This is a genomic window from Dolichospermum sp. LEGE 00246 (assembly GCF_015207865.1).
Taxonomy (GTDB): domain Bacteria; phylum Cyanobacteriota; class Cyanobacteriia; order Cyanobacteriales; family Nostocaceae; genus Dolichospermum; species Dolichospermum heterosporum.
Genome location: NZ_JADEWA010000212.1, coordinates 1 through 8,822 on the forward strand (window position 1 = coordinate 1; position 8,822 = coordinate 8,822).

12 protein-coding genes and 1 pseudogene are annotated in these 8,822 nt (G+C 38.0%); 10 read left to right on the plus strand and 3 right to left on the minus strand.

Annotated elements, in window-relative coordinates; translation table 11 throughout:
- From IQ228_RS14640 to IQ228_RS14675, 8 genes and pseudogenes are all read left to right on the plus strand, one after another.
- Positions 1-255: pseudogene (locus IQ228_RS14640) on the plus strand (arginine decarboxylase); the annotation flags it as partial.
- 115 nt (positions 256-370) lie between these two features.
- Positions 371-706 carry a cation:proton antiporter subunit C gene (locus IQ228_RS14645; RefSeq protein WP_027401542.1) on the plus strand — a complete coding sequence of 112 codons (336 nt, stop codon included), beginning with the start codon at positions 371-373 and terminating at the stop codon, positions 704-706.
- Positions 703-2,136 carry a cation:proton antiporter gene (locus tag IQ228_RS14650; protein WP_193963302.1) on the plus strand — a complete coding sequence of 478 codons (1,434 nt, stop codon included), beginning with the start codon at positions 703-705 and terminating at the stop codon, positions 2,134-2,136. Before IQ228_RS14645 ends, IQ228_RS14650 begins: the two co-directional genes overlap by 4 nt.
- Positions 2,133-2,519: a Na+/H+ antiporter subunit E gene (locus IQ228_RS14655; RefSeq protein ID WP_193963303.1), complete on the plus strand. Its 387-nt coding sequence runs from the start codon at positions 2,133-2,135 to the stop codon at positions 2,517-2,519. Before IQ228_RS14650 ends, IQ228_RS14655 begins: the two co-directional genes overlap by 4 nt.
- Complete coding sequence (locus IQ228_RS14660) at positions 2,516-2,773, plus strand: hypothetical protein (RefSeq protein WP_027401545.1); 258 nt, start codon at positions 2,516-2,518, stop codon at positions 2,771-2,773. The genes IQ228_RS14655 and IQ228_RS14660 overlap by 4 nt, the downstream gene beginning before the upstream one ends.
- A complete protein-coding gene (locus IQ228_RS14665; RefSeq protein WP_027401546.1) occupies positions 2,770-3,051 on the plus strand; it encodes a monovalent cation/H(+) antiporter subunit G in 282 nt (93 codons plus the stop codon). Before IQ228_RS14660 ends, IQ228_RS14665 begins: the two co-directional genes overlap by 4 nt.
- Complete coding sequence (locus tag IQ228_RS14670) at positions 3,041-3,607, plus strand: DUF4040 domain-containing protein (RefSeq protein WP_193963304.1); 567 nt, start codon at positions 3,041-3,043, stop codon at positions 3,605-3,607. The genes IQ228_RS14665 and IQ228_RS14670 overlap by 11 nt, the downstream gene beginning before the upstream one ends.
- Positions 3,604-4,266: a Na(+)/H(+) antiporter subunit B gene (locus IQ228_RS14675; RefSeq protein ID WP_027401548.1), complete on the plus strand. Its 663-nt coding sequence runs from the start codon at positions 3,604-3,606 to the stop codon at positions 4,264-4,266. The genes IQ228_RS14670 and IQ228_RS14675 overlap by 4 nt, the downstream gene beginning before the upstream one ends.
- A gap of 316 nt (positions 4,267-4,582) precedes the next feature.
- Here the strand turns inward: IQ228_RS14675 and dusB are convergent, their stop codons facing one another.
- Positions 4,583-5,635: a tRNA dihydrouridine synthase DusB gene (gene dusB / locus IQ228_RS14680; RefSeq protein WP_027401549.1), complete on the minus strand. Its 1,053-nt coding sequence runs from the start codon at positions 5,633-5,635 to the stop codon at positions 4,583-4,585.
- A 106-nt stretch (positions 5,636-5,741) separates the two neighbouring features.
- Between dusB and IQ228_RS14685 the strand changes: the two genes are divergently transcribed.
- Positions 5,742-6,236 carry a TM2 domain-containing protein gene (locus tag IQ228_RS14685; RefSeq protein ID WP_027401550.1) on the plus strand — a complete coding sequence of 165 codons (495 nt, stop codon included), beginning with the start codon at positions 5,742-5,744 and terminating at the stop codon, positions 6,234-6,236.
- A gap of 134 nt (positions 6,237-6,370) precedes the next feature.
- On the opposite strand, the gene nth is transcribed toward IQ228_RS14685, so the two are convergent.
- Together nth and rseP are read right to left on the minus strand one after the other, a co-directional pair.
- Positions 6,371-7,042: an endonuclease III gene (gene nth / locus IQ228_RS14690; protein ID WP_027401551.1), complete on the minus strand. Its 672-nt coding sequence runs from the start codon at positions 7,040-7,042 to the stop codon at positions 6,371-6,373.
- Between the two features lie 326 nt (positions 7,043-7,368).
- Positions 7,369-8,469, minus strand: a complete 1,101-nt coding sequence (gene rseP, locus IQ228_RS14695) for an RIP metalloprotease RseP (RefSeq protein ID WP_027401552.1) — start codon at positions 8,467-8,469, stop codon at positions 7,369-7,371.
- A 221-nt stretch (positions 8,470-8,690) separates the two neighbouring features.
- Here rseP and IQ228_RS27180 point away from each other — a divergent pair, with 221 nt between their 5' ends.
- Positions 8,691-8,819 (plus strand): hypothetical protein, encoded by a 129-nt coding sequence (locus tag IQ228_RS27180; RefSeq protein WP_255549978.1) that lies wholly within the window; start codon positions 8,691-8,693, stop codon positions 8,817-8,819.
- The last annotated feature ends 3 nt before the right edge of the window (positions 8,820-8,822 follow it).

The window sequence follows — 8,822 nt, forward strand, 5'->3', positions numbered from 1 at the left end:
ACAAGTAATATTATAGCTATTTCTCCCCGTGAGGCTTTTTTTACTAATAGTGAAATCTTGCCTTTCGAGAAAGCTCAAAATCGGATTTGCGCGGAAATTATTTGCCCTTATCCTCCAGGAATTCCTGTATTAATGCCTGGAGAACTCATTACAAAATCGGCTTTAGAATATTTGCAAGAAATTCAAAAAATGGGTGGTTTTATCACTGGTTGTGCAGATGAAAGTTTGCAAACTTTAAAAGTTGTGAAAACATAAATCATTGAGTATAACTATCATAATCATAAGAATATTCTAGTGTTGAAATTATTCTAGCACTAAGATTTCGTGCTTATATAAAGTTAGCACTTTATCATAAAATTAAATAATTCCCGTGTTAGAAGCGTGCGTACTGATAACAATACTGTGTGGTTTTTTTGGCATCATCCTCAAAAAAAACTTAGTGATGAAAATTGTCTCAATGGATGTGATGAGTACGGGTGTGATTGCTTTTTATGTACTAATTGCATCACAACAAGGCTTATTTACTCCCATTATTTCCGAGGTAAAAAATATTGCTTATGCTGATCCTGTTCCCCAAGCAGTCATATTAACAGCGATAGTCATCGGTTTCTCGATACAGGCTTTGATGCTAGTTGGTGTGATGAAATTAGCACGGGATAATCCCACATTGGAAAGTAACGAGATTGAGAAAAATAACACACCATGAATACTATTACACTGACTTGGATTGCTACCCCATTTTTTCTAGGGTTCATCATTTTTCTAGTCCCCAAACTTAACCGACATTTGACATTGTGGGGGACTATTGCTTCTGCTGCTTATGGGTTACAGCTATTTATCGAACCATCACCCATCACCCTGAATTTACTGGATAGTTTCGGTATCACTTTAGTGGCTGACGAGTTAAGCGGTTACTTTATTTTCACAAATGCCCTGGTAACGGCTGCTGTTGCCCTCTACTGCTGGCGCAGTGATAAAACGGCTTTTTTCTATGCCCAGATGATTATTGTGCATGGTAGCCTGAATGCTGCCTTTGTCTGTGCAGATTTCATTAGTTTATATGTGGCTTTAGAAGTAAGCGGTATTGCGGCTTTTCTATTAATTGCTTATCCTCGTAGCGATCGCTCAATTTGGGTAGGTTTACGGTATCTCTTTGTTAGTAATACTGCCATGTTGTTTTATCTGGTTGGTGCAGTGCTGGTTTATCAGACACATCATTCCTTTAGTTTTACCAGTTTAAAGGGATCACCACCAGAAGCACTAGCATTAATTTTCCTGGGCTTATTAATCAAAGCGGGGATTTTTATATCCGGTTTATGGCTACCTTTAACTCATTCTGAATCAGAAACACCAGTTTCGGCATTGATGTCAGGAATTGTCGTTAAAGCCAGTGTTTTGCCTTTATTGCGTTGTGCATTTGTTTCCGAAGAAATTGATACCATAGTCAGAATTTTTGGTGTGGGAACAGCTTTAATGGGTGTATCCTATGCTGTCTTTGAAAAGGATACCAAGCGCCTGTTAGCATTTAGCACTATTTCCCAGTTAGGCTGGATTCTCGCTGCACCGGCTGTAGGTGGATTTTATGCCCTCACCCATGGATTAGTCAAATCATCTTTATTTTTGATTGCGGGTTCTTTACCCAGTCGCAATTTTAAAGAACTGCAAAATAAACCCATTCATACTAATATTTGGATAGCCTTAGTTATTGCTAGTTTATCAATTTCTGGTTTACCTTTGTTGTCAGGTTTTGAGGCAAAAGTATTAACGATGAAAAATTTAGAATCTTGGCAATTTATAGTTATGAATATTGCCGCAGTTGGTACAGCCATATCTTTTGCTAAATTTATTTTTCTCCCCCATACAAAAGCAGAAGAACAGAAAATAAAACCAGGTTTTTGGATATCAGTAATATTTTTGATTACTGGATTATTTGTGGCAAATATTGTCTATCTTCCAGCTTATGAAATCACCAATATTACAAAAGCACTTTTAACTATTGGTGCGGGCTGGTTAGGATATCATTTCATTTTCAAGAAATTATCCATATCTCTACCTCGTGTATTTGAAGAATTTGAGCATTTAGTTGGTGTCATGAGTTTAACTTTAATCCTATTATTTTGGATGGCTTTCCCATGATTGGACATCTCATATTAAGACTAACAATTTGGTTATTACTCACTGCTAATGTGAGTTTAACAAATATTATCATCGGTGTAATTATTGCCTTACTTTTACCACGTGGTAAGTCATCACCAGAAAAATTAAAATCTTGGGTAAAGGTAATAATTAAGATATTCGTTGCGATTCCGGTAGCTTTTATGGAGGCATTTGAAATTATCTTCCGTCCCCATAACCAAGAAGAAATTATCATGGAGAAAGTCAAACTCAACAGATCACCTTTATTGATTTTCCTCGATATATTTCTGATTACCTTTACCCCCAAAACCATAGTTTTGAAGTACCACGAAGAAGGATGGTATGAAGTTCACCAAATTAAACCCAGGAAAAAACAAGCATGAACCTAGAAATAGTCTTAATAGCAATGATTTTGGCTTTACTTATTCCCATTTATGAAGCTTGGAAAAGTGATGATACCTGGCAGAAAATGTTAGCTTTTGGCAGCATTTCCAGTAAAGTAGCCATCATGATTCTCGTAATTTCCGTTTGGCGCGATGATTGGATGATTGGTGTAGTCGCAGCGATTATTTTGACAGTAGGAAATGCCGGCTTAATGTTATTAGCACATATCCTCAGAAGATTAGGTGAAGTATGATCAACTTTCTTAGTTATACCTGCATAGGTATCGGCATAGTTTTCTGGTTTTGGGGAACTTCTCATTTAGTCAGCAACAGATCAGTATTATTCAAATTACATGGACTTTCTGTTGCTGATACTTTAGGTTCAATGATGATTATTGTCGGACTACTACTGAAAATACCCAGTGAATGGCCATTACTTATTCTTGGCATTATTTCCTTAGCAATTTGGAATACTATGCTGGGTTATGTATTAGCATACTGTTCAACAGAAGAGGAAAAACATGAATCATAGTTATCTCTATTTAATCATTGCTTTATTACCCTTAACTGCGGGGATGTTAGTAACTCAAACTAACCCCTATCATGCCTTAGTAATTCGTGGGGTACTCGGTGCAGTTGCAGCAATGGTAGATGCAGTTTTAGGTGCAGCAGATGTGGCTTTAACAGAAGCATTAATGGGAACAATGCTATCAATTACTCTCTATGCGATCGCAGTTCGTTCATCCTTAGTATTACGTCTTGGTGTCATGGAAAATCAGTCAATAGAAAAAAATCAAGATGGCAATTTTCAACAACTTATGAGCGACTTTCGCCGCATTTCCAAGAAACATTATCTGCGTCTAGAACTCGTACCTTACACTACTAAAGAAAATTTACAACAGGCGTTAATAGAAAAAGAAATTCATGCTACCTGTGCGCCATTAGAAAAGTTTGTGGAAGCAGAAGAAACATACCAAACCGTGATTAGAGTGCAACGCATTTATAACATCATAGAAAGCGAACTTTCATCACCAAAAACAGGTTTAAAATATTTCAATGTTTTAGATTCAGGGGAGCAAAATTTATGAAATTAGTTTACATTTTAGCCGGAATAGCGTTATTTGTAAAAATGCTGATCATGCCTAATTCCGAACTAAATTTACCAGATATTTCTATTGTGGAAACAGTGGTAAAAGAAAGTGGTGTTCCCAATGCAGTATCAGGAATTATTTTCAGAAATCGGCTATATGATACAATTTTTGAAGTTATTGTTTTTACTATTGCCATTCTCGGAGCTAATTTTTTATTAGCTAATGAAAAACCATCTTGTAGCATCTATCAATTTAAAGACCAACCATCCATCATTTTAGCTCGTCTAGGGGCGACAATTGCGGCATTAGTGGGCATTGAATTAGCAATTAGGGGGCATTTGAGTCCGGGGGGTGGTTTTGCGGCTGGAGTCGCTGGGGGAACAGCAATCGGACTCATAGCAATTACCTCATCATACCAATGGATGCAGGATATTTACCAACGTTGGCACGCGGCTATTTGGGAGAAGGTTTCGGTATTAGTTTTCATTGTTTTAGCAGTGATCACTTTGTCGGGAATAGAATTACCACATGGAGAGTTAGGAACATTATTTAGTGGTGGAATTCTCCCGATATTAAATATCCTAGTTGCTGTTAAAGTGGCATTAGGTTCTTGGGCTGTGATTTTGATTTTTATTCGTTATCGAGGTTTATTATGAAAAATGGGAGTTTGAGGAATTAGCGATCGCACTTAAGTAGGTGAACACAATAAAACCAAACTGTGTAAAAAAATGTAAAATCGCCTAAACCCTCTTCACTCTTGCCTTTTGCCTTGCCATAATGACAATTTTCAACGCCAACCTACTTAGGGACTTCCAAGAAATAAATTATCCTGATTAACGAACCACAGAGGCGCAGAGGACACAGAGGAATAAGGGTTTGAGAGATTTTTGCGTTAGGTGGTTGAGTATTTTTTTATTTGGAAGTCCCTTAGCTTGTGTTAACCTATCGCTTAACCTCACCTAGAAATCAATGCTAAAGTGCAATAATAGCTGGTACTTCTTCTTCAATTTCATAACCATTTGCTAATCTTTCTATCGCACCATCAATCAAATCTAAACCTTGTTGGACAGTTTCCATTAAACTTAATTTACCCCGTAAATCAGCCGCACCCATAAAGCCTTTAGCATACCAAGTCATGTGTTTACGAGCTTGACGTACCCCCCTATCTCCTTTGTATTCCCATAAAGCAAAAAGATGTTCTCTGGCACATTCTAAGCGTTGAATTGGGTTAGGTGGTGGTAATAATTCTCCAGTTTTTAAGAAATGATCAACCTCACCAACTAAAAAGGGATAACCTAAAGTTCCACGAGAACACATTACTCCATCTGCACCAGTTTGTTCTAAACATTTTACCGCAGCTTCTACAGAAAAAATATCCCCATTCCCAATCACAGGAATTGACAAAATTTCCTTGACTTTAGCTATCCATTCCCACCGCGCATTACCATTATAACCTTGAGCGCGAGTGCGTCCATGCACGGTAATCATTTTCGCTCCCGCGTCTTCCATTCTTTTCGCAAAATCAAGAATAGTAATTTCCTGATCATTCCAACCAATGCGGGTTTTTACGGTTACAGGAACATCTACCGCTTTGACAACTTCCCGCACAATTGCTTCCGCAATTTCTGGTTGACGTAATAAAGACGAACCACCACCATTTTTAGTAATTTTATTCACAGGACATCCCATATTAATATCAACAGTATCTGCACCTTCAGCAACTGCTTTTATGGCTGCTTCTGCTAAAAAATCGGGACGACAATCAAATAATTGAATACTAATAGGTCTTTCTTGAGGATCTACTTCCATGATTTTTGGTAATTGGTTAACATAGTGTAAACCCGTTGCATTTACCATTTCCGTATACATCATGGAGTCTGGTGCATAACGACGCACCAAACGCCGAAACACCAAATCAGTTACCCCTGATAAGGGAGACTGTAAAACACGGCTTTTAACCTCAAATGAGCCGATTTTTAGAGGTGTGGAAAGTCTAGCTTGCAGTTCAGGAGAAAGGGAAATCATGGTGATAAATAAATATAATGGTTAATTGGGGAATCGAAGACTAACCAAGGGTAGTTAATTGCAGTGTGGGTTTTTAAACCAGTAAATCCTAATGGACATAAATAAGATGACTATAAAAAATACTGAACATAAAGACCGTCTTCTTGTCTCTTACCTCTTGTGTGGGGCTGGTTTTTTGGGAATAGGTGGTTTACATCGCTTATATAATGGTAAAACGGCTACTGGTTTATTATGGTTCTTTACCTGTGGGTTCTTTTACTTGGGACAAATCTATGATTTATTAATCATACCTAACATGGTGGATGAATATGAGCATAAATTGCTACTAAAAGCAGGTTTATCACCTTTAGGCGTATCCATGAATGAACGGATATTTATTTCCCAAGTTCACAAACCGACGGAGAAACCAATGATTGTTAAACTAATAGAAGCCGCAGAAGCTAAGGGTGGTAGTTTAACTGTAACTCAAGGTGTTAAGGCTACAGGAATGAGTTTTGCAGAAGTCGAAGCTACACTCCAAGAAATGCTGAAATCAAATCATATCAGAATTGGTAATGACCCCATTTCTGGAGTCGTAACTTATTATTTTGATGAATTGTAATAATCAAAAATAGCATCTTTAAGTAGTCGGACAAAATTAAATTCACTCGTTGAGAGAGGGAACTCTTAACTGGGAACAGGGAATAGGGAACTCCCTCGGTTTTTTCAAGCCAACTCATTTAGATTATGAATGAGTTACTTTGTTTTTTGTGAATTTGCGGCAGATAAATTCATATCACACAAGTCAACCAACTTACAAATATCACAACTAGGAGAACGGGCTTTACAGACAGCCCGACCATGATAAATCAATCTAATTGACCAATTTTCCCAATCTGGTTGGGGTAATAACTTCATTAAATCCTTTTCAATCCCCACAGGTTCAGTATTTTTTGTCAATCCCAAACGCTGACTTAAGCGCTTGACGTGAGTATCTACAGTTACTCCAGCATTAATACCATAAGCATGGGCTAAAACCACATTTGCAGTTTTCCGGGCTACTCCTGGAAGCTTTAATAAATCTTCCATTTTGTTGGGAACAACAGAGTTAAAATCCTGAACAATCATTCGACAAGCGCCTTGAATATTCTTGGCTTTATTACGATAAAAACCTGTCGAACGTACCAATTCTTCTAACTCTGTTAAATCTGCATTTGCTAGACTTTCCGCGTCAGGAAATTTGCCAAATAATCCTGGCGTTACTTTGTTTACCCTTTCATCTGTACATTGAGCGGAAAGAATAGTTGCTACTAATAATTGTACAGGGGTGGCATAATCTAGGGAGCAAGTTGCGTCTGGATAAAGATGCTGGATACGGGAAAGAATTTCTAAAGCCCGTTGTTTTTTGGTTAGTGATTTGCGACTCAATCAATTCTCTCTTGTTAGTGGTCAGTTGTTAGTGGTCAGTTGTCAATAGTTTTTTGAATTTACTCATCTATTATTGCCTAATGGGAGCATCCCAAATGTGCAAATTTCCCAAAATAAAATATAGAATCCAGCCGACTGGAAGTCACGGCTACACAGGCAAAACCCACCTGCGTGGGTTTTAAATTTCCCTAGTCCGCGTAGGCGGACTTTGTTTGTATAGCCGTGTATCCCTGACGGGAGCGCATCTTTCTAATCGCCAGCTTATTTCTGCAAAATTGGGATGATCCCTTGCCTAATTGGCAATTGACGTTAATCAGCAAATGTATTTACTGAAGTAATTTTTGTACCCATTCTAGCTGGGATGTTAATTGGGTTGTTTCTTTGACAATTAGGAAAATACCTAATCCTAAAAGTAACACTAATCCAGTTTGCATCACACCTTCTTGAATTTTGTTAGGTAAAGGCTTACCAAATAATCCTTCAATGAGTAAAAAGGCTAATTGTCCACCATCTAAAGCAGGAAGAGGCAAAATATTAATAATTGCCAGGTTAATACTAATAATTGCCGCAAAAGAAAATAAATTTGTGCTATCACTAGCTGCTAATTGTGCGCCAATTTGGACGATTTTCACAGGACCTGAAACTTGTCCCACCGTTTGCCCAAAATTAGTAACTAATTGCCCAAAACCTTGAAATGTTCCTACAACTAACTGTTGGAAGCGATTAGCAGCAACTTTGATAATCTCGACAATATCTTGAGGACGACGATAAATTGCTTTACCATTTGGACCCAATTCAATTCCTACCACACCTTTACCATCAGCACCTTGTTTGGGTGTTAGTTTCAGGTTGGTTTGTTGGGTTTCGTGTTGAATTTTCAGGTCAATTTCTTGATTAGGGTGGGTTTGGATTTCCTTGGTTAATAATGTGGTTGCATCTTTACCTAGTGGAATTTCTTGACCATTCACAGCTATAATGATGTCTCCTTCCCGAATCCCTGCTTGATAAGCGACGGATTGTTCGTTTACAGGTTTGACAAGTACACCTGGTTGATACTGAAATTCTTGGGGTATACCAACGATTCCCAGTTGTAAAGCCAACATTAAATACGCAAAGATTAAATTGGCGATTACACCGGCACTAATGACTATGGCACGGTCTAAAACTGGGCGGTTACGCAGTAAGTTTGGGTCATTGGGGGGAATTTCGCTATCTGAATCATCATCGGGAAAGCCGACAAAACCACCCAAGGGGAAGGCACGGATAGTGTATTCTGTTTCTGATCCTTGGTACTTTAAAAGAATCGGACCAAAACCCAAGGAGAAGCGGTTAGCATAAATGCCTTGAGAACGGGCGGCTATGAAATGTCCCAACTCATGTACTAAGATCAAAATAGCCAAAACTGCGATCGCTGCTAAAACTGACATAGAGCAAATTAATCAAAATATTCGGATATATATTCTTATTGTAGTTTGGGAATGGGCAGACAGAACCCATTTCCTGTATTAGTTTTGTCTCGGTTGGGCTATCCTTGCCCAGATAATGCAGTTGCATTACTTTTTTGATATAATCATTGGCTGCAAATTTGATACAGTGTTATTAAGAAATTGGGTAACGGATAATGCCTTAATTCTCAGCAGAAATTTCTATGGATGGGGGTAGAAGCAGCTTGATAATTTCTACCCATAACTATCCATATATTACTGTTTGTCCAAGTCTTCAAGAAGTTGATCAACAAAATCCCTCAACCGTTGCTGCCAATCAGGGACGGTTTTAATTT